The organism is Coprococcus eutactus, assembly GCF_001404675.1.
GTDB classification, from domain to species: Bacteria; Bacillota; Clostridia; order Lachnospirales; family Lachnospiraceae; genus Coprococcus; species Coprococcus aceti.
Genome location: NZ_CYXU01000006.1, coordinates 32603 through 52387, shown reverse-complemented (window position 1 = coordinate 52387; position 19785 = coordinate 32603). Strand labels below are relative to the sequence as shown.

Here is a 19785-nt window from a genome sequence, read left to right as displayed (position 1 = left end):
TAGTGTATATATAACATATAAACAGTTGAGAGCAGTTTAAGGAGGTGTACATATGAGACTTTCTCAGAACTCAGGAGTGCCTATATATCAGCAGATAGCAGACAGCTTCAAGTCGGACATTCTGGCGGGCAAATATGCCCAGGGCGAATATCTGCCGTCTATCAGGGGGCTGGCACGGGATCTGAAGATAAGTGTTATCACCACCATGAAAGCTTATGAGCTGCTGGAGCAGGAAGGTCTGGTCACGGCTGAACAGGGCAAGGGCTTTTATGTGAATGCACAGGACAGTGAGATGCTGATAGAGCAGCATCTTCGAAAGGTAGAGGCATCTTTGACGGAGGCCATAGCTGCGGCACGTATTGCGGGGTTGTCGGACGATGAACTCAAGAACATGCTTGATGCTCTGCTGATGGTGGAGGACCGATGATTTGACAGGCAGAGAACAAAGTGGACAGAGAATAGGGAAAAAGAAAGACATGAAGAGAGTTTAAGGTTTAATGGAGGATTGGATGATGAATTATGACTGCGCTGTAAAAGGGGAGAATATTTCCAAAAAGTTTAAGACATTTACATTGGATATACCGGATTTGAGGGTGCCAAAGGGATTTGCGACAGCACTCATCGGAGAAAATGGAGCGGGAAAGACGACACTTCTCAATATGCTTTCAGGAATAAGGCTTGATTACAAAGGTGAGCTGACTTTCTTTGACAAGTATTCATCGGAGGAAAAGGAGAGAAGGGCGGATGTAAAGAACAGGATAGGCTATACGGGAACAGGCAGATATTACCTTCCACAGTGGACTGTATCTGATGTGGAGGAGATAAGCAGTCTGCTCTTTGACAATTTTGACAGGGACGAGTTCGAAAGATATTGCCGAGAACTTGCGATATTTCCTGATTCCCCGGACGGTGTTGCTCTGAAGAAAAAGTGTTCAGCACTCTCTGATGGAACCAGAACTAAGCTGATGCTTGCCGGGGTTATGGCGAGGGATACAGACCTGCTGCTGCTCGATGAGCCAGCATCGCCTCTTGATCCTCTTATGCGAGACAAGCTGTGTCAGATGATCGGCGATTATATAAGCGACGGAGCGGGGGAGAAGAGTGTATTGTTCTCAACACACAATATATCCGATATGGAGAGTATCACTGATTATGCGATCATCATGGAACATGGAAATGTGGTCGAGTGCGGATTTGTGGAGGACCTGAAGGAGAAATACATACTGATAAAGGGAGATGCCCAGGATGCGGAGGCGGCATCAAAGATCCTTTATACCATGACTAAGAATCCTTATGGCTTTGAGGGAATCTGTCTTGCAGAGAATCTGGACAAGCTTGCAGGCATGAATGTGAGCAAGGAGATACCATCGCTGTTTCAGATAAGTGTGGCGGTCATGAAGAATAATACAAAAATGGTATTAAAGTAAAAACTGCTTAGAGTGTTTCACGTATTTATAGGAGCGTAATTATGAGGATGATAAAGGATTACAGAGCCATTACGAATGGAAAATACCGGCTAGTGTGTAATGTGTTGATACCGATCATACTGGGGGTGATACTGGCATTGATCGATATAGGAGTGAGAAAATATTATGTAACAGCGGTCATGCTCGGTGTGGGAGCGGCGCTCATGACTGCGATCGAGGTTATGGCTGATTATTGGGGATTCGGTGCAATATGTGTGAAGGGCTGCCTTGGAATGGATTATCTGAAGACGTCAACAAAGGGGAAAGCCATGTTACGGAATGCGCTTACGGCGGATCTGCTTGTCCGACCGGCGAGGATCGCGATATGCATGGTGATAGTGGCCGTACCATATGAAATTATGGTGGGTAACCCGGTAAGACTGCTTTGCCTGTCGATACTGCTCACAGCAAATCTGTCGGTGTGGGCGCTGAACATTACGAGATATGTCCAGAATGTTCAGGTCATGAGTCTGCTGTCCATGCTGTCATCAGGAGCATCGGGAGCTGCGGTTATATATATAACGATATCTTCGGGATTGCAGAAGTTTACATGGCTCATAGTTGCAGCACTGGCGGTATTGCTGCCGGTTGGAATATATGTGACGCGCAGACATATGTACCGCAAGGTTGAGGCGTCTTATCTGGATATGGATTAACAGATTGTTGTTCAAGGCTGGAAACGGCTTAGACTATCCGCCCCGCCTGCCGGCGGGAGGAATGATATATATTAGACAAGGAGGATTAAGGGATGAAAGATTTGATACTTGGTTTTAAACTTCTCAGATATGGATATAAGTTAAAGACAAATGTGATGATGCTTATTTTGTTCACTGCAATAGGGTTTGTGATCGAACTGTCATCACACGGAACGAATATTCTGGGCGGTTTCTATTTTATGCTGACTGGAATGTTTGCCTACCAGATGATAATATACATGAATGCATCGGACTATGTGCAGTCAAGCGTGATGAAGAGAAAACTGGAGGTGGGAATGCCAGTGATCGTCAGCACAGTTGTGTATCTTGTACTTTTCACAATACTTGTTGCGGAGAAATATATACTTATCAGAATGTATCCGGAGAATACAGAAAACTATCAGGATACATTGTTTATGATCATATTTATATTGTTCGGAGCTATGATATTCTGCGGTGTATGTTACAAATATTTTGTGGCAAGCTTTATTGTGTTTATGTTGGTGATAATAACCTGCATGTCGACAATCAGTTCCTGGCTGTGTCACCATCATATATCAGAGGTTATAAGCCTTGGGCTTGTAAAACTTGCTGTCCTTGGATATGCGGCCATCCTTTTGGGTGGTGTTATAGAGTATTTGATCAGTTCACTTCTCTACAGAAAACAGTTGTCAGAGTATGCAATGAGCGGACTCAGCAAGAGCATGAAGTAAATGAAAATACAACTAAACTTAATAAAATAGACGGAACAGAGCCGGTTGCGGATTGTGCAGGATTGCCGAAGAGAGGGCGGTCACAGCAGAAGATTTGTAACCGGCTCTATTGCTATTATCAGGTGAGTGGAATATAATATTTAAGAATGTGCGCACTGGAAAAATCCGGCAACTGCGCATAAGAGTAATGTATAAAATGCAGAATCATAACGACAGACACTGATAAGTCAGCATATGAATTTGAAAAGAAAGATATAAGGAATTTATATGGTACAGAACATATTGTTTGATCTGGATGAGACACTGCTGGACTTCAAGCGCAGCGAGAGCAGAGCGCTCTCCAATATGCTCAGGCATATAGGGGTGGAGCCTACAGAAAAGGTCATATCCAGATACAGCGAAATCAACAAATCAAGATGGAAGCTACTTGAACAGGGGCTGCTCACAAGGCAGCAGGTGAAGGAAAGCAGATACGAGATACTATTTGCAGAGTTGGGAGTTGACTACTCTGCTGCGGAGGCGACAGCCTACTATGAGGATCAGCTCAGCCAGAAGGGATTTATGTTCCCTGATACGATAAAGCTGCTTGAAACCTTGCACGGAAGATACAGAATGTACATTGTGTCAAATGGCGGCTCAAATGTACAGAGCGGACGACTTGCGGACAGCGGTATAGGCAAGTATTTTGAGGATATATTCATATCTGAGGATGCCGGAGCGGAGAAACCGTCCAGAGAATTCTTTGACTATTGCTTTGGTAGGAGACCAGAGATAAAGGCAGATGAGACTGTGATCATAGGAGACAGTCTGACATCAGATATACAGGGCGGAATAAATGCTGGGATAAGGACGATATGGTTCAACCTTGATGGTCAGCAGGCGGCGGATATACATCCGGACTATGAGGTGAAAAAACTTATGGATATTCCGGCGCTGCTTGAAGAGCTGTAAGCAAAAAAACAAAATTATTTATCGGAACCGGATACAAATGAGTCCGGATATAAATGAGTCCAGATTGAAATAAACAGTAATAGACAAATATACAGAGGTAGTACATGAAGATAAGAGATTTGATAACACAGGACAAGGCGACACTCTCATTTGAGGTGTTCCCGCCAAAGAAGGATACAGACTTTGCGGATGTTGAGGCAGCGGCGCTTGGTATAGCGGCATTTAAGCCGGATTACATGAGCGTTACATATGGTGCCGGCGGAAGTACAAAGGGACATACCATACAGCTTGCACGGGAGATACAGGAGAAGTACGATGTTCCGACTATAGCACATCTCACATGCGTGTGTGCCAGCAGAGACGGAATAAAGACTGCGCTTGCTGACATGAAGAATGCCGGTATAGAGAATATACTTGCTCTCCGCGGCGATATACCGAAGAACTATGATGGACAGGTATTTGCAGAGTTCTCACATGCATCAGAGCTGGTGGAGCTCATCAAGGAGACAGGAGATTTCTGCGTGGGCGGAGCATGTTACCCTGAGGTACACCCAGACTCGGCAAATAAGCACGAAGACATAATTGGGCTTAAGAAAAAGGTCGATGCTGGATGTGATTATCTCACGACCCAGATGTTCTTCGACAACAACATATTCTTTAATTTCATGTACAGAATCAGAGAGGCGGGAATATCAGTGCCGATCATACCGGGTATTATGCCTATAACAAGAAGAGTACAGGTCAAGAATGCTGTCAAGCTCTCAGGTTGTAACGTGCCGGAGAGATTCAAGAGCATAGTCGATGCATTTGGCGATACTGAGTCTGCGATGAGGCAGGCGGGAATTGCATATGCCACAGACCAGATCATAGATCTCATGGCAAATGGAGTGAAGCATATACATGTGTATTCCATGAATAAGCCTGAGGTTGCGGCAGGAATACAGAAGAATCTATCGGAAATACTTAAGATATAAAATTTATTGACAGACCTAGAGTCGGGACATCATGAGGGACAGCAATAGGATGGTGTTCAATGAAAGGAGTATCGGGTTATGAAACCGGTTATATCAGTGATTTTTACAGCCGGAAGCGGTGTGGAGACATGCCGGACAAAGCTGGCTGGCCAGACATTTAAGGAGTACGAGATAATAGAAGCGGACAGATTCGCGGGGATTGAGCGCGCGCATGGAGAATATATACTGTTCGTGGATGGCTCGGAGGTTTATCCGGAGAACATGCTGGAGAAGCTGCATGACGCCGCAGAGCAGAGCGGGGCGGACATGGTGATTTCGAACTGCGAGCTTATAGACAGTGACGGTGGGAAGACCTTCGGAAGAGGTGTACATTTTGAGTGGGTTCACGGCGGAAAGCAGGTGTTTAACTGGAAGGACTGCCGTGGCAGGATCATGAATGTGGTACGACCATTAGTTGGCAATAAACTCTACAGAAAGCAGTTCATAATAGATGCAGGACTGGGCATTGCCGGTTGTGACAGCGAAGCTATATATTCGGCAATTGGAGCTGTAGCGGCGGAGAAGATAGCATATATAAGCAATCTGACATTTTCAAGGAATGTTGTTCCTGAGAGTGAGGCTGAGAAGCTGCCGGATGTTCCGAAGACCGTTGACTGTGTGAAGGGCATGGCAGACAGGACTGATCTGTGGAATGCTGTTATGTACTTTGCCATACGTCAGTATGTGGACAATTATGAGAAGTATTGCAGAGAACTGGATTCTGCAGAGAGAATAGAGTTTTACGAGAAAGCGCACAGCGTATTTAACAGTGAGATATTTAACGGATTGACAGAGAAGGGACTCAATGATGACAAGTTATTCCGCAAATATTCCATCATAAAGAAACATGATTCATCGGAGCTGAAAAAGCTCAAGACGAGAAGGATAATAGTGTCGCTCACATCCTATCCCGCCAGAATTGCGGGCATAGCACAGATGCTTGAGTCGATATATTCACAGACCAGAAAGGCAGATAAGATCGTTCTGTGGCTGGCGGAGGAGCAGTTCCCTAATAAGGATGACGATCTCCCGGATGATCTCAGAAAGCTGCAGTTTGAGGATAAGCTGGAGGTCAGATGGTGTGATGATCTGAAGCCGCACAAGAAGTATTTCTATGCGCTGCAGGAGTTCACGGACGACGTGGTCGTGACGATAGATGACGATCTGCAATATCCTCCATACATGCTTGAGAATCTGTATATGTCATATTTACAGTATCCAGAGGCGGTATCCGCTGTGAGGACACACTGGATGGTCATTTCGGATAAAGGGCAGCTTATTCCGTACAGGTATTGGATGAAGGAGACGGTTGCCTGTCTGTACAGACCAAAGATGCAGTTATTTGCAACCGGGGGCGCAGGAACTTTATATCCACCAGGAATTTATGATGATAAGTGGTTCGACAAAGACAAGATGGTGGAGATGTGCCTGTGGGCGGATGACATCTGGCTTAAGCTAATAGAGATCATGTCAGGAGTTCCGGTTGTGGCGGCTATGCCATGTGAGGATCTTCGGTACTTACCGGGCTCACAGGAAATAGGCCTTTACCATAAGAATGTGGACGCCGACCAGAATGACGTTCAGTTACAGAAGATAGAGAAATGGCTTAAACCTGAATATGGAGATAATGCACTTGCGAAGAAGATTCTTGAATATGATGGAGAGCCGGTAGAGGATGCACTGATTAGGGTATGTGAATGTCATGAAAAAGAACGCAGAGAATTGAGGGATGAGATTGGTAGAAATTCCAGACAATTAAAGAAACGCATTGAAGAAAATGAGCGTGCCTACAGGGAAAAGTCAGAGATAAATGCCAAGCTTCAAAGAACATACAAGGAAAAGTCGGAGATAAATGCAAAACTACAGCAGACATATAAGGAAAAGGCTGACAGGGGTATCCGGATAAAAGAACTTGAGAAGGAGAAATCTGATCTTCAGGCAAAACTTGGAGAACTTCAGACAGAAAAAGCAGATATTCAGAAGAAATTGGAACAGCTTCAGGCAGAGAATGTTGTTTTGCAAAAGCAGCGTTCAATATGGTATAAAATAAAAAAGTGATAAAAATAAAGAAAGAAGGAAATAAAAATGACACTTGAGAAGTTACAGAAGGATATGATAGCAGCAATGAAGGCAAGGGATAAGGAGAGAAAGGACAGCATCTCATCCCTCGTATCAGCAGTTAAGAAGGTCGGAATCGATAACGGCTGCAGAGACAACATTCCTGAGGATATAGTTGATAGTGTTATCCTCAAGGAGATCAAGTCTGTAAAAGAGCAGATCGATACCTGCCCTGCAGACAGAACAGATCTTCTGGAGCAGTACAAGGCAAGATATGATGTGTTCAACGAGTATGCGCCAAAGCTTCTGTCAGAGGATGAGGTGAGAGATATCCTCACAACAAAATTTGCAGATGTGATAGCAACAAAGAATAAAGGCCAGATCATGAAGGCTGTCATGGCTGAACTCAAGGGCAAGGCAGACGGCAAGGTCATCAATCAGGTTGTGGCAGAGCTTTGCAAGTAGAGGAGAAAGTGTTTTGAAATTTGTAGGAATTGAAAAGAAAGAACAGGGAAAGTTCATCACACGATACGATGTTCAGTACGAGACTGTAGACGGAATAGTTAAGAACTATGAGATGATAAGCAGGAATGGAGAAATCACCGATTTCGAGGGACTTCATGGCAAGGCAGCAGATGCGGTGGTCATCATCGCCACAGACGAGGCAGATGAGAGGATCCTTATAGATAAGGAGTTCAGACTTGCTCCGGGTGAATGGGTATATAATTTCCCTGCCGGACTCATAGATCCGGGGGAGACTCCTGAGGTCAGTGCTAGACGTGAGCTTATGGAGGAAACGGGACTTGAGCTGTACGAGATCAGTGACACAATAGGGACAAGCTACAGTGCTGTAGGATTTTCAAATGAGACAAATATGTGTGTTGTAGGCAAGGCGAGAGGCGAGTTCAAGCCGAGCACTTCAACTCTGGAGGAGATCACTCCAGGATGGTACACAAAGGCAGAGGTAAGAGAACTGCTCAAGACTGAGAAGTTTGCAGCCAGAACACAGGCCTTCTGTTATGTGTGGAGCAGACAGTGATATGAGAATGAAAAAGGAGAAATAATCTATGGAAAAATTACCTGGAAAGGGAATGGTGACGGCATCGTCGCTCATCATGCTCATATGGGGGCTTGTAAATGCCGGATATTATGACATTGCAAAACTTGTGCTTGCAGATGAGCCATCGACAAAGGCTGTCGTATGTGGCGTTGTGGCCGGAATAGCATCGCTTGCAGCCATAATAGGCGGTATATTTGGAATAGCCGGAAGCAACAAGGTTGCAAAGGCGTCTGCCATAGTTGTATGGGCAGCATTTCTGGCGATACTTGCGATAATAAGCGGTATAGTGACACTGGTGTCCGGTGACAGCAAGCTTATAGCCGTTGTCATGATGATCGTTGGAATAGTTGTTCCGGTTGTCATGTTTATGGGGGCCGCTAAGAATAGAGCGTAGAAAATAATCGAATGAGGAGAACATAGAATGGATAAAATAGCAGTACTGATTCCATGTTACAATGAGGAAAAGACAATTTATAAGGTTGTCACAGATTTTAAGGCAGTTTTGCCAGACTCCACAATATATGTGTATGATAATAATTCCAGTGATAAGACATCTGAACTTGCAGAAAAAGCTGGAGCAGTTGTAAGAAAAGAGTACAAGCAGGGCAAAGGAAATGTCATCAGAAGAATGTTCAGGGAGATTGATGCAGAAGTGTATATAATGGTTGATGGTGATGATACATATCCTGCTGAATGTGCACCTGAAATGGTTGACGCTGTGATAAACAAAAATGCTGATATGGTTGTTGGAGACAGATTATCCAGTACATATTTCCAGGAGAATAAAAGACCATTTCATAATTTTGGAAATAGTATAGTAAGGTGGTCTATAAATAATCTTTTTAAGACATCTATAAAAGATATAATGACGGGATACAGAGCATTCAGCTATGAATTTGTTAAGACATATCCGGTTATGTCAAAAGGATTTGAGATTGAAACAGAGATGAGTATCCATGCTGTAGATAGAAATATGCAGGTTGAGAATGTAATTATTGAATATAGAGATAGACCTGATGGAAGTGAATCTAAGTTAAATACATACTCAGATGGTATAAAGGTATTGCTTACGATAGTTAAGTTATATAAGAACTACAAGCCATTTGGATTTTTTACAGCCATATCACTTGTACTTGCGCTGTGTAGCATATTATTCTTCATCCCGGTACTTTCTGCATATTTTAAAACTGGTGTTGTAGACAGGTTCCCAACTCTGATCGTTTGCGGATTTGTGATGGTGATGGCAATTCTGTTCTTTGCGGTGGGAGTACTTCTCAGCACACTTAGAAGTCAGGATAAGAGAGACTTTGAGTATAAGCTTATTCAAGTTGATCATATGAAGAAAACTTCAAAATGAAAAAGAAAAGGTATGATACCTGAGGGGGGAAAATTGAATTTGGTTGCAAAAAAGAGGTTGGATATTGAACTTATGCGTATAATAGCAGCTTTTTTTGTGCTATATAATCATACAGGGGCGAATGGATTTTCAAAGTTTTTGTCTTATGATACTCATACGTTCCATTATTGGTTATATTTGTTTTTGTCTATTTCCTGTAAGGTGTCCGTGCCGTTGTTTTTGGTGATAGCAGGTGCACTTATGTTGGGACGAGAACCGGAACCGGTAAAATATTTATGGCGGCATAGGGTCCTGCATATATTCAGTATTCTGCTTGTCTGGTCCGTATTTTATTATCTGTTAGAAGTTGGCGAAGGAAATGAAAAATTTAATATATTTCACTTCTTTACAAAATTATATTCTAACGGGTGGAATTTTTCATACTGGTATTTATATGCTTATCTTTCAATGCTGATAGTACTTCCATTATTGCAGCGATTTGCACAGGGGCTTTCTGATAATGATTATAAGTATGCACTGGTTTTATATATTGCTTTTTGTATGCTGGTTCCATGCTTGCAGTATCGTGTATTTCAGGATAGACATCCATTGAATGTAAATGTTTCTATTGAGTGGCTGGCAACAAACGTTGTTGTTTTTCCTCTGGCAGGATATTTCCTTAATTGCAGACTTAAAAACTTTTGGACTAAGAAAAGGTTGTTAGTTTTGTGGGGGATAAACATAGTTGCTATTGTGATCTCTTGTTATATGACATATTACAGAGCTCGAATTACAGGAATTTGTAACGAAAAGGATTCTCAAATGTTTTTTGGTACATTTGTTCTGGTAAACTGCGTGGCAATATTTGCAACATGTCAATATCTGAATTCGAATACAAACATACTGTTTAGATTGAAAAAACCGATAGTCTCGGTTGGCGGATGTACTTTTGGCATTTATCTAATTCATGTATATTTTAAAAACTATACAGACACATTCAAGAATTTGATGAGTTTTCTTCAGGATAAATTACATTCAACACCAGTGTTAGCATCGTTGATTTATTGTGTTGTGCTTTTCATGTGTGGATATGTTGTTACTCTGATCATGAAAAAAATACCACTTTTACGGAAAATAGTTTCGTAGATAGAAAAATCAAATTTTTACAGGAGACAAAATTATGCTTGAGTCAATAAAGAAAAATAAAAAGGGAATCATATTGATGATAATTTCCTCGATATGTGCCTGTATAGGGCAGATGCTCTGGAAAATGTCGGCTGATAAAGGCCTTATATACATGATAGTCGGTTTTGGATTTTATGGCGTTGGAGCTCTTGTGATGATAATTGCATACAGGTATGGTAAATTATCAGTTTTACAACCGATGCTGAGTTTGAATTATGTGTTAAGTATAGTGCTTGCAGCTATAGTACTTGGTGAAAAAGTTGGCTTTGTGAAATGTATAGGTGTTCTTGTTATAATTGCAGGAGTGATAATGATAGCAGGAGGAGATACGGAAGAATGCTGATATATTATATTGTACTTGTGATTATGACATTAAGTGGTGCGGTGGCATCATTATTTTTGAAAAAGGCGTCCGCTTCTGAGAGCATAATAGCTACAATAAAAAATATTAATTTATACATAGGTGGTGCGTTGTATCTTGTATCAGCGCTGTTAAACATATATGTTCTGAGATATCTTGATTATTCAGTCGTTTTGCCTTTGACATCAGTTACATATATCTGGACTATGGTTATATCCTATTTTATTTTGAAAGAGAAAATATCGAAAAAAAAGATAGGTGGAGTTATTTTGATATTGGTTGGAGCCGTGCTCGTCTCGGTGTCATAATAGGTATGGAGGTTATTGATGAGTGAACAGAGATCTAAAAAAAGAATTGCGGTTATTATAATACTGGCTTTTGTCTTGCCGATTCTGGTGCTGCTGGCTGTTATGGCTATATGCGGGGTGATCCCGTTTGGTAGTAAGTCAACTTTGGTGTGGGATTCATTATTGCAACACAAAGATTATTATGGATATTTGTGGGATGTGTTTCATGGTAAGGCAAGTATAGAATATTCTGCGGGGAAATCCCTTGGTGGTAGGATGATTGGTCTGATTGGTTTCTATATTTCTAGTCCGTTAAATATTTTCCTGGTTTTCTTTTCTAAGGCGCATATTCCATATTTTATGGTGTTTATGATAATTTTACGAATTGGATTATGCGGCATAACAGGATATATATATATTCATAACAGATTCCGTATATCGGCAAAGTCTTCTTTGGTTTTATCCACGCTTTATGCACTTATGGAATACAATGTGTATAATTGTAGGAATGTTATGTGGCTTGATGGGGTTATAATTCTTCCGCTGATTGCACTTGGTGTGTGGAAATGTATCAATGAGAAAAGAACAGGTTTGCTGTTTGGATCTGTGTTTATGGCAATTCTGTGTAACTGGTATACCGGATATATGGTATGCCTCATGTCGGGAATATTGTTTATTGTCGAATATCTTAATGCATATGATTACAAAATAAAAGTTGCATTGAAAAATGATCTGAGAAGTATAGGCAGATATGTGGCAACGATGATATGCGGAGTATTGGCGAGTATGTGTATATTACTTCCGGCATGTGTATCATTAATAGGTGGAAAAGCAACAAATAATACGGTTGGTCTCAGCAGAATTGTAAACATGGACATAACACAGTTCCTGAGTGGATTTGATGTGAGTGCAAAAGTAAATGCGCAGGATGCCCCATTGATATTCACGGGAACGATAGTTTTAGTTGCGGTAATCGCATTTTTTGTCAATAAAAAAGTAAAAAGATCAGAAAAAATATGTATGTTCTGTCTTCTGGCCTTGCTATGTGGAAGTTATTGCCTTAGAGATATGGAACTTGTATGGACCGTATTTGTCAGGAGTACATCATATTTTTTCAGGTTTAGTTTTGTTTTCTCTTTTGTAATGATAATGATTGCAGCACGGGAAATTCAGTTATATGAGCGCGGCGAAGTCGAGAATAAGGAAATAGCCGGAGCCATGATGACTGTAGCAGCAGGTTTAGCGTTTTTATATTACATAAAAAAGATAAATTCCCCATTGCGTCTTGTGGTATTGTATTTATTTATACTTTGCATTGGAGCATTGGTGATAAGGTGTATTAGGAACAGTAGATTGTTGATAAATACTGTTTGCTGGATTGCAATAGGATTAACTGTTTTGGAGTCGGGGTATAATGTATACCTTGCTTTTTCGGAATATAATAATGATGTAAATGCATTTACGGAGTATTCTCTGGATGCAGAAAATGTTGTGGATCAATTGAATGCTGATTCTGGAGATACTTTTTACAGATACGAAAACAATTATAATTATCTGTATGGCCTGGGAAGAGAGATAGCAACTGGAGAATCATTACTGTATGGATATAACAGTATAGAGCATTATAGTTCGGCATATGACTTTAATGTTGACAGGTTCCTTGCAAATATGGGATATTCGGACATCCCTGGCGAAAAATATTTCTTGTGTGAAACATACTGGAATAGTCCAATGCTGCTTGCTGATTCATTGCTGTCTATAAAGTATGTCCAGCTTAAGGATGCGGCAACAGGTTATGAGGATACAGGAATAAAGACTAAAAATGCAGAGGTTTACAAAAATGAATATGCATTGCCGCTTGGATATCCTGTTAGTGAGGATATGGGAAATCTGTCATTCGGAAGTGATCCGTTTAAGAATCAGGAAAATCTGATATCTGCAATGACGGGTAAGAATACCAGAGTATATAATGATGTTCAGACTGAATATGTTCGTAAAGACAAAAAAAATAATGAGGTGTGGAAACTTAGTGTAGCGAACGATGGTCCTGTGTATGTATTTGTTGATGGAAGTGATATACACAACAGTTTATATGACCACAATTGCAGGATATATGCGAATGGCGAATTTGTTCAGAATGCATGTCATAGATTTGAAATTAACAGTATGTACCTTGGAGATTATAAGGCTGGTGATGAAATAGAGCTGAAGATAAAGAGAGATACCAATAAGGATAAGAGACATACGATTTATGCAGCGCAGTTGGATATGGCAGAATTTGATAATGCCGTTCAGCAGCTGAAATCAGGGTATACAAGCAATCTGAATATATCAGGAAATAAAATATCAGGAGAAGTGGCGCTGGACAGTGATTCAGAGATATTCCTTTCAATACCATACGAAAAGACATGGTCGTTGACAGTTGATGGAAAGCGTGCTGATATAGAAGAGCTTGCGGATACATTTATGGGGATTAAACTGAGTAAAGGACAGCATACCATAAAAATGGTATATCATACGCCGGGGCTGAGATCTGGTGCGGTCGCATCTGTAGTTGGTTTTGTTCTCTATGCATGTATGGAAGTTATAAGGAAGAGAAAGTATAAAAAGAAGAAAGAAATTGCATAAAATAATTGAACAATGAATAACAACTACAAATTTTTCCAGAACCGGGATTGCGAATTCTTCCCGTGCCATAAGGTAAAAGATGAAGATAAATTTAACTGCCTGTTCTGTTACTGCCCACTTTATTTTGATGAGAGCTGCATAGGCAGTCCTGAGTATATAGTGAATGGAAGGGGACAGAAGATAAAGGATTGCAGCTCATGTCTGGTGGTTCACAGACCGGAGATGTACGACAAAGTCATTGCTCATTTGCAGAGGCAGGAAGAGATACTGCATGTAGATTTGAGAAAGCTGAGACAGCAAATAAAGGACAGGTTGATACAGATCACGCATATAAATGACATGGAGCCTGACATGTGTGTGGAACATCAGCGGGAGGCAGAAATAGTGCTTGACCGGATCATGACGAAAAATGCTTCGGAAACCTCAGTAGAATGCCAGGTGTCAGTATTGCTGCAGCCATTTGCGGTGGAGTGCGTTCATGAGGGCTATTTTGAATTTGGCAGGAAGAGGATAAAATGCAATGTCCTTGAACAGCTTGATCTGAGCAGCGTTGAAAATGGATATCTGTATGCATTCCATGCGCCGGAGATCGACATAGAAAGTGCGGGTTCGGTTCTTGAACAGTATTACATGGAGGCATTTCAGGTGGCATGCATGGATGTCATAAGAGGGTGGCTACAGGGATATCTTGAGAGAAAGAACAGTGTATATGAGAATCGGTATTGCAGCCCATCATTCGGTCCCGGATATTACGGAATGGGTATGGATACCATACCTGAGTTGCTTGGACTTATGGATGCATCACAGGTAGGCGTGTCATGGAACGGAGAACGTATGTCACCGAAGATGAGTCTTGTTGGAACATATCTGATCGCGGGTGAAGATGTGTTTGCGATGGATTCTGATTGCAGAGACTGTATTGGACAGAGCGGTGGCTGTGAATTCTGTATAAAGCACTGAATTTATACCAAGTAGGAGCAGAGTTATTCTGCTCCTGCTACTTGATTCAATCTGCCTTTTAACCCTAAAATATCATGCCTTATTTGTTCAATGACTACTTTAAATTCTTCATCACTTTTCCCGGTTGGATCTTCAAGTCCCCAATTATCATCAAATGGCCTGCCTATAAAGGGACATCCTACATTGCATCCCATTGATATTGTAATATCTGGATCTGGAATATCACTAACCAGCTTACTGTACTGTCCCTCTGCTTCCATATCTATATTATATAATTCCTTCATAATACGAACAGCATCCTGGTTAATCTGAGGTTTTGTTTCTGTACCCGCCGAATAACTTTGAAATACATCTGATGCCAGATGCCTTCCCAAAGCCTCAGCAATCTGACTTCGGCAGGAATTATGGACACAAATAAAAGCTACTTTTTTCTTACTCATGAAATGGACACCTCTCCTTTATACATTGCTCATTAAGTTCTGTGAATCCGCATGGCATTTGTTCATAATGCAATGTTACACCATAATGAGCATTCACATAATCGATACCATTCTTAAACGCTACCATTGCATCTCTCTTGCAGCATCTTGGTCCGTTTATGGTTCCTAATTCTCCTATTGCTTTCGAGGTAAACTGCATATGATTTCCCCATGTTCCATCTGTTGAAAGCGGACCTGTTCCATCGATGATTGCAAGTGCAGCACCAATAGAAGTGACTGCTCCGCATATTCCCCATAAACCGCACATTGCTCCCGGCATCCTAAGTCCTTCTGCCATCAGCCTGTCCAATGCCTGATCTAAGTCTATCTCTCCACCTGCGTTTTTGTAGGCCACAAGCAAACTTGCGCCATCTAATATATGGTGTTCCGGTCCATGAATACTGACATATTCCTTCTCTGCAATATTCTTAAAAATGATAACCGGATTTGTTTCCTGTTCTTTCTTTATATCTTTTACAATCAGTTCTGCTTTTTCTCTTACTGTCATGGAAATCTTCCTTTCGTCTTATTAGCTATTCTTAATCAGCGTTGGATAAATCATAACTCACATGTCAAACTGCCAATATAATTTTTGAATTCTATTAAAGCTTCACAATTCAATGAATAATGATGCCATTTGCCTTCTTTCCGGTCATTAACCAACCCACATTCCACCAGTATTTTCATATGATGAGATAATGTAGGCTGGGTAATGCTAAATCTCTCTAAAATCCTGCATCCGCATTTCTCTCCATCTGACAACATCTGCGCTATTTTCAGTCTGTTTGAATCTCCAAGTGCTTTGCATATTAAAGCAACATCTGTTAACTTCATTTCATTCACCTCACATTGATAATCATCTATATATAGAATTAGCACATATATAGATGAACGTCAATGCATTTTGCAAATATCCTAACATTTGTACTTATAGGCTCAGCATAAGCCCCAAATATCATGTGCCATATATTATTAATGGACACCCTGCCTTTTAGATTCTTGCGCCAGAAATACCAGACTGACAGTAAGAGTCATAGCCTCGGTCACAGGTGCAGCAAACCACAAGCTGTTGCCACCGGTCAAAACAGGGAACGTCAGTATACACACGCTGCTGAGTATGATGTTTCGGAGCAGTGATATACACAGAGATTGCCCGGATTTCAGTATGGCCTGGAGATAGTAGGAGGTCATCAGGTTGATTCCAAATGGCACAAATGCAAAGAAGTACGCTCTGACACCAAGATCGGCAATGACACCAAGACCTTCATTCATATCTATAAACACACCGCAGAGCACCCTTGGAAAAAGTATTCCAAGAAGTGAGAACAGCGCACCCATGATCAGGATGGTTGTGTAAGCCATTCTTTTTATGGCGTTTATTCTGCCTATGTTATTTGCTCCGTAGTTGGTCGAGATCACAGGCTGCACAGACTGACCAACTCCTGTGAACAGAGAATTGAACAGGATGACGCAGTTGGAGATGACGCTGTATATGGACAGGGCATTCTCGCCGCAGTACTTCAATATCTGTATGTTAAACAGCAGTACTATAAATCCATTTGCAAATTCATTGAAAAAGCTCGGGATACCGGCTGTCACGATATTCTTCATGCTGTTCAGGAGCCTGTGTGGCATTATGAAACGCAGCTCATTCTTCTTGCTGAGAAAATGTGATGAGGCGACAAGTATCTGGATCAGCATACCGATTACGGAGGCAAGTGCGGCTCCGCTGATTCCCTGCTTCAGTGGGAATACCAGTACAATGTCCATCACGATATTGAACACTCCACCCAGCAGGACGCCTGCCATGGCGCGGTTCGGATCATTGTCAGCCCTCACAAATATAGCTACGAAGTTGGAAAATACTGCAACCGGCAGGAATATATTTATATAGTGCATGTATGACATGGCATATGGGTATAGAGTGGCATTTGCACCCATGAGCCTCAGCAGTGATGGCATGCATGTTACGTACAGTATCCACAGCAGTGCGGTGACTGCTGCGATCATCATGAATGACACGGTGAAGTAGCGGTTAGATTTCACTGTGTTGCCACTTCCTCTGTGCACGCTCATCTGTACTGATCCACCTACGCCAAAGAGAATTCCGGTTGACATAAGTATGCACAGCAGAGGCGTTGTGATGCTCAGAGCGGCCAGGGCATCAGTTCCAACACCTTTGCCGATGACGATGGCATCAGTCAGGGTGTATATGGACATGACCATGGCACTTCCAAGGGAAGGAATGAGGAATTTGAAGTAAAGCTTTTTCAGATTGTCTCTTAACAGGTCCATTTGTAAATCTCCTTAACAAAAAAAGTTTATAATTGAAAATCATTGAAAATCGGAAAGGCACATGATCGCGGGGACACATTAACCTGCCAGCCGCATAAAAAAAGAGCCAGATAAGATAAAGTATCTTATCTGGCTCATGAAAATTCTGATATGTTTTTATCGCGATTCATGTTCCATCCGGGAATCCTGCATCTGCAGAACACCTTGCAAGGTATATTAATATTCAACATACCGTCCGACTTGTGTTATTATAACAGGAGGCATGAAAATGTCAAGGATTAATAAGGGGGTATTATGGAGTATAGAGTGACAGATGCAAATGATATAGATATGCTGATGGATGTCAGATTGTCCATGCTTAGGATAGTCAATGATCTTCCTGCTGATTACATATTTGATGATGAATTGGTGGTGAGCAGCAGAAGGTATTTTCTTGAGGGTGATCAGACAACAGTTGTAGCTGTCAATGACGGAAGATGTGTGGCGTGTGCCAGTATGTCTTATATTGAAATAATGCCAACATTTTCTCACTCATCAGGAAAGAGAGCACATCTCATGAATGTATATACAGAAGAGCACTATCGGAGAAGAGGAATCGCCAAGCATCTTGTGAATATGCTTATAGGGGATGCGCGTGCACATGGCGCCACGGAGATAAGCCTTGATGCCACAGAAAGCGGCAGACCGCTGTATGAATCAGTGGGATTTAAGGCATCTGAGGAGTGCATGGTTATAGATATACAGCAATTATGATGCTTTTGATAATAGACAGCTTATCGTGGCGCGGCGATCCAGAACCTGTTGCAGAGAATCCGGAGATGCGGCCTGGAAAGAAAATGGATGAAGTGCTGGAATACAGATAATTACAACAAGGAGGACGTACAGCCGTGTCACTGGAAAAGGCAGAAAAGTTTCTTGAAGATAAAGGATATGGAGACAGGATCATACTTATAGACGCTCCGACGGCAACTGTTGCCATGGCGGCGGAGGCGCTTGGAGTTGAGCCGGGCATGATCGCTAAGACCATGGCGTTCATACAGGATGACAAGATAGTACTCATACTCACCGAGGGCACAGCCAGAGTTGACAATAGGAAATATAGAGACAGATTCCACGTCAAGGCGAAGATGGTACCATTTGATAGCGTGGAGGAGCTTGTCGGACATGCACCGGGCGGAGTGTGTCCATTTGGCATAAATCCGGGGATAGATGTATACCTTGATGAGAGCCTCAAGAGATACGAGAGGGTTTTTCCTGCGGCGGGCAATGACCACAGTGCAGTGAATCTCACCATCTCTGAGCTTGAGGATGCATCTGGGGCTGCCGGCTGGGTTGATGTGTGCAAGGAGCCGGAGAAGTAAGCTGTTAATCAGGTTAATATGAGTCTGCGGATGGTGCTTATTATACGAATTAAGTATTGGGGAAAGGAAGAATGGGTGTATGGACATAACGATGCTTGGAACAGGAAGTGCACTTGTGACAGAGTGTTATAATACATGCTTTGTGCTGTCAGATGGAGACGAACATTTTCTAGTGGATGGCGGCGGTGGTAACGGCATACTGTCACAGCTTAAGAAAGCGGGTTTTAACTGGCAGGACATGAGGACAATATTTGTGACGCATAAACATGTGGATCATATACTCGGCGCGGTGTGGATGATCCGCATGATATGCCAGCATATGAAAAAAGGTTCGTATGAAGGCGAAGCCGTTATATACGGACATGACGAGGTCATCGCTTTACTTAGGGAGATGGCAATGCAACTTCTTAATAAGAAGGAGACAGTATATATTGGTGACAGACTTCATCTGGTTGAGGTGAATGACGGCGATACGAAAGAGATAATGGGCAAAAAGGTCACATTTTTTGATACTGGTTCAACTAAGACAAAGCAATTTGGATTCTGTATGGATATGGGTGATGGCGCGAAAATTACGTGCTGCGGAGACGAGCCTTACAATGATTGTGAGGAGAAGTATGCGAGAGGCAGCAAATGGCTGCTCCATGAGGCATTCTGCCTGTATTCCGAGGCGGATATATTTGATCCATACGAGAAACATCACTCAACAGTCAAGGATGCCTGTGAACTTGCAGAAAAGATTGAAGTTCAGAATCTGTTGCTATATCATACAGAGGATAAAAATATAACACATAGAAAAGAATTGTACGTGGCAGAGGGCAAAAGGTATTATAGTGGCAACCTGCATGTGCCAGATGATTTGGAGAAAATAAGATTTTAGAGATGTGGAGGAAAGAATATAGTCAAAAAGGAATATAGTCAAAATCTGAGAGAAATT

23 protein-coding genes are annotated in these 19785 nt (G+C 41.9%); 19 read left to right on the top strand and 4 right to left on the bottom strand.

The window, feature by feature from the left end; genetic code table 11:
* Positions 1-52: 52 nt before the first annotated feature.
* The 16 genes from ARA78_RS11250 (at position 53) to ARA78_RS14410 (ending at position 14713) form a co-directional block, all read left to right on the top strand.
* Positions 53-427, top strand: coding sequence for a GntR family transcriptional regulator (locus tag ARA78_RS11250; protein ID WP_015533828.1), 375 nt, complete (start codon positions 53-55; stop codon positions 425-427).
* Positions 428-509: 82 nt separating this feature from the next.
* Complete coding sequence (locus ARA78_RS11245) at positions 510-1427, top strand: ATP-binding cassette domain-containing protein (protein WP_238051478.1); 918 nt, start codon at positions 510-512, stop codon at positions 1425-1427.
* Between the two features lie 41 nt (positions 1428-1468).
* Positions 1469-2122 carry a hypothetical protein gene (locus tag ARA78_RS11240; protein WP_055146468.1) on the top strand — a complete coding sequence of 218 codons (654 nt, stop codon included), beginning with the start codon at positions 1469-1471 and terminating at the stop codon, positions 2120-2122.
* A 92-nt stretch (positions 2123-2214) separates the two neighbouring features.
* On the top strand, positions 2215-2874 hold the full coding sequence (locus tag ARA78_RS11235; protein ID WP_055280555.1) for a hypothetical protein: 660 nt from the start codon (positions 2215-2217) through the stop codon (positions 2872-2874).
* 267 nt (positions 2875-3141) lie between these two features.
* Positions 3142-3825 carry a YjjG family noncanonical pyrimidine nucleotidase gene (locus ARA78_RS11230; protein ID WP_055280554.1) on the top strand — a complete coding sequence of 228 codons (684 nt, stop codon included), beginning with the start codon at positions 3142-3144 and terminating at the stop codon, positions 3823-3825.
* 104 nt (positions 3826-3929) lie between these two features.
* Positions 3930-4799, top strand: coding sequence for a methylenetetrahydrofolate reductase [NAD(P)H] (gene metF / locus ARA78_RS11225; protein WP_055280553.1), 870 nt, complete (start codon positions 3930-3932; stop codon positions 4797-4799).
* Positions 4800-4877: 78 nt separating this feature from the next.
* Positions 4878-6896: a glycosyltransferase gene (locus ARA78_RS11220; protein ID WP_055280552.1), complete on the top strand. Its 2019-nt coding sequence runs from the start codon at positions 4878-4880 to the stop codon at positions 6894-6896.
* Between the two features lie 27 nt (positions 6897-6923).
* Positions 6924-7361, top strand: a complete 438-nt coding sequence (locus ARA78_RS11215) for a GatB/YqeY domain-containing protein (RefSeq protein WP_015533834.1) — start codon at positions 6924-6926, stop codon at positions 7359-7361.
* A 13-nt stretch (positions 7362-7374) separates the two neighbouring features.
* Positions 7375-7935: an NUDIX hydrolase gene (locus ARA78_RS11210; RefSeq protein ID WP_055146459.1), complete on the top strand. Its 561-nt coding sequence runs from the start codon at positions 7375-7377 to the stop codon at positions 7933-7935.
* 28 nt (positions 7936-7963) lie between these two features.
* Entirely contained in the window at positions 7964-8350 is a 387-nt protein-coding gene (locus ARA78_RS11205; protein WP_022216679.1) for a hypothetical protein, read from the top strand.
* Positions 8351-8377: 27 nt separating this feature from the next.
* On the top strand, positions 8378-9313 hold the full coding sequence (locus ARA78_RS11200; protein WP_022216680.1) for a glycosyltransferase family 2 protein: 936 nt from the start codon (positions 8378-8380) through the stop codon (positions 9311-9313).
* Positions 9314-9325: 12 nt separating this feature from the next.
* Positions 9326-10438, top strand: coding sequence for an acyltransferase (locus ARA78_RS11195; protein WP_055273715.1), 1113 nt, complete (start codon positions 9326-9328; stop codon positions 10436-10438).
* A 34-nt stretch (positions 10439-10472) separates the two neighbouring features.
* Positions 10473-10820 (top strand): EamA family transporter, encoded by a 348-nt coding sequence (locus tag ARA78_RS11190; protein WP_055146450.1) that lies wholly within the window; start codon positions 10473-10475, stop codon positions 10818-10820.
* Complete coding sequence (locus ARA78_RS11185; protein ID WP_022216683.1) at positions 10814-11146, top strand: EamA family transporter; 333 nt, start codon at positions 10814-10816, stop codon at positions 11144-11146. Before ARA78_RS11190 ends, ARA78_RS11185 begins: the two co-directional genes overlap by 7 nt.
* An 18-nt stretch (positions 11147-11164) precedes the next feature.
* Positions 11165-13753, top strand: coding sequence for a YfhO family protein (locus tag ARA78_RS11180; RefSeq protein WP_082423631.1), 2589 nt, complete (start codon positions 11165-11167; stop codon positions 13751-13753).
* Positions 13754-13765: 12 nt separating this feature from the next.
* Entirely contained in the window at positions 13766-14713 is a 948-nt protein-coding gene (locus tag ARA78_RS14410) for a cysteine-rich small domain-containing protein (RefSeq protein ID WP_070097490.1), read from the top strand.
* A 23-nt stretch (positions 14714-14736) separates the two neighbouring features.
* On the opposite strand, the gene ARA78_RS11170 is transcribed toward ARA78_RS14410, so the two are convergent.
* The 4 genes from ARA78_RS11170 to ARA78_RS11155 form a co-directional block, all read right to left on the bottom strand.
* Positions 14737-15153, bottom strand: a complete 417-nt coding sequence (locus tag ARA78_RS11170; RefSeq protein ID WP_055273711.1) for an arsenate reductase ArsC — start codon at positions 15151-15153, stop codon at positions 14737-14739.
* The gene (locus ARA78_RS11165; RefSeq protein WP_055273709.1) at positions 15146-15700 is read right to left on the bottom strand and encodes a DUF5714 domain-containing protein; all 555 of its coding nucleotides are present in this window, start codon (positions 15698-15700) and stop codon (positions 15146-15148) included. The genes ARA78_RS11170 and ARA78_RS11165 overlap by 8 nt, the downstream gene beginning before the upstream one ends.
* Positions 15701-15750: 50 nt before the next feature.
* Positions 15751-16026 (bottom strand): ArsR/SmtB family transcription factor, encoded by a 276-nt coding sequence (locus ARA78_RS11160; RefSeq protein WP_055273707.1) that lies wholly within the window; start codon positions 16024-16026, stop codon positions 15751-15753.
* A gap of 138 nt (positions 16027-16164) precedes the next feature.
* The gene (locus tag ARA78_RS11155; RefSeq protein WP_055273705.1) at positions 16165-17487 is read right to left on the bottom strand and encodes an MATE family efflux transporter; all 1323 of its coding nucleotides are present in this window, start codon (positions 17485-17487) and stop codon (positions 16165-16167) included.
* Between the two features lie 294 nt (positions 17488-17781).
* On the opposite strand from ARA78_RS11155, the gene ARA78_RS11150 reads away from it, so the two are divergent.
* From ARA78_RS11150 to ARA78_RS11140, 3 genes are all read left to right on the top strand, one after another.
* Positions 17782-18240: a GNAT family N-acetyltransferase gene (locus tag ARA78_RS11150; RefSeq protein WP_055273703.1), complete on the top strand. Its 459-nt coding sequence runs from the start codon at positions 17782-17784 to the stop codon at positions 18238-18240.
* A 134-nt stretch (positions 18241-18374) separates the two neighbouring features.
* Positions 18375-18848, top strand: coding sequence for a YbaK/EbsC family protein (locus tag ARA78_RS11145; RefSeq protein ID WP_022216114.1), 474 nt, complete (start codon positions 18375-18377; stop codon positions 18846-18848).
* A 79-nt stretch (positions 18849-18927) separates the two neighbouring features.
* Complete coding sequence (locus tag ARA78_RS11140; RefSeq protein WP_055273701.1) at positions 18928-19728, top strand: MBL fold metallo-hydrolase; 801 nt, start codon at positions 18928-18930, stop codon at positions 19726-19728.
* Positions 19729-19785 lie beyond the last annotated feature (57 nt).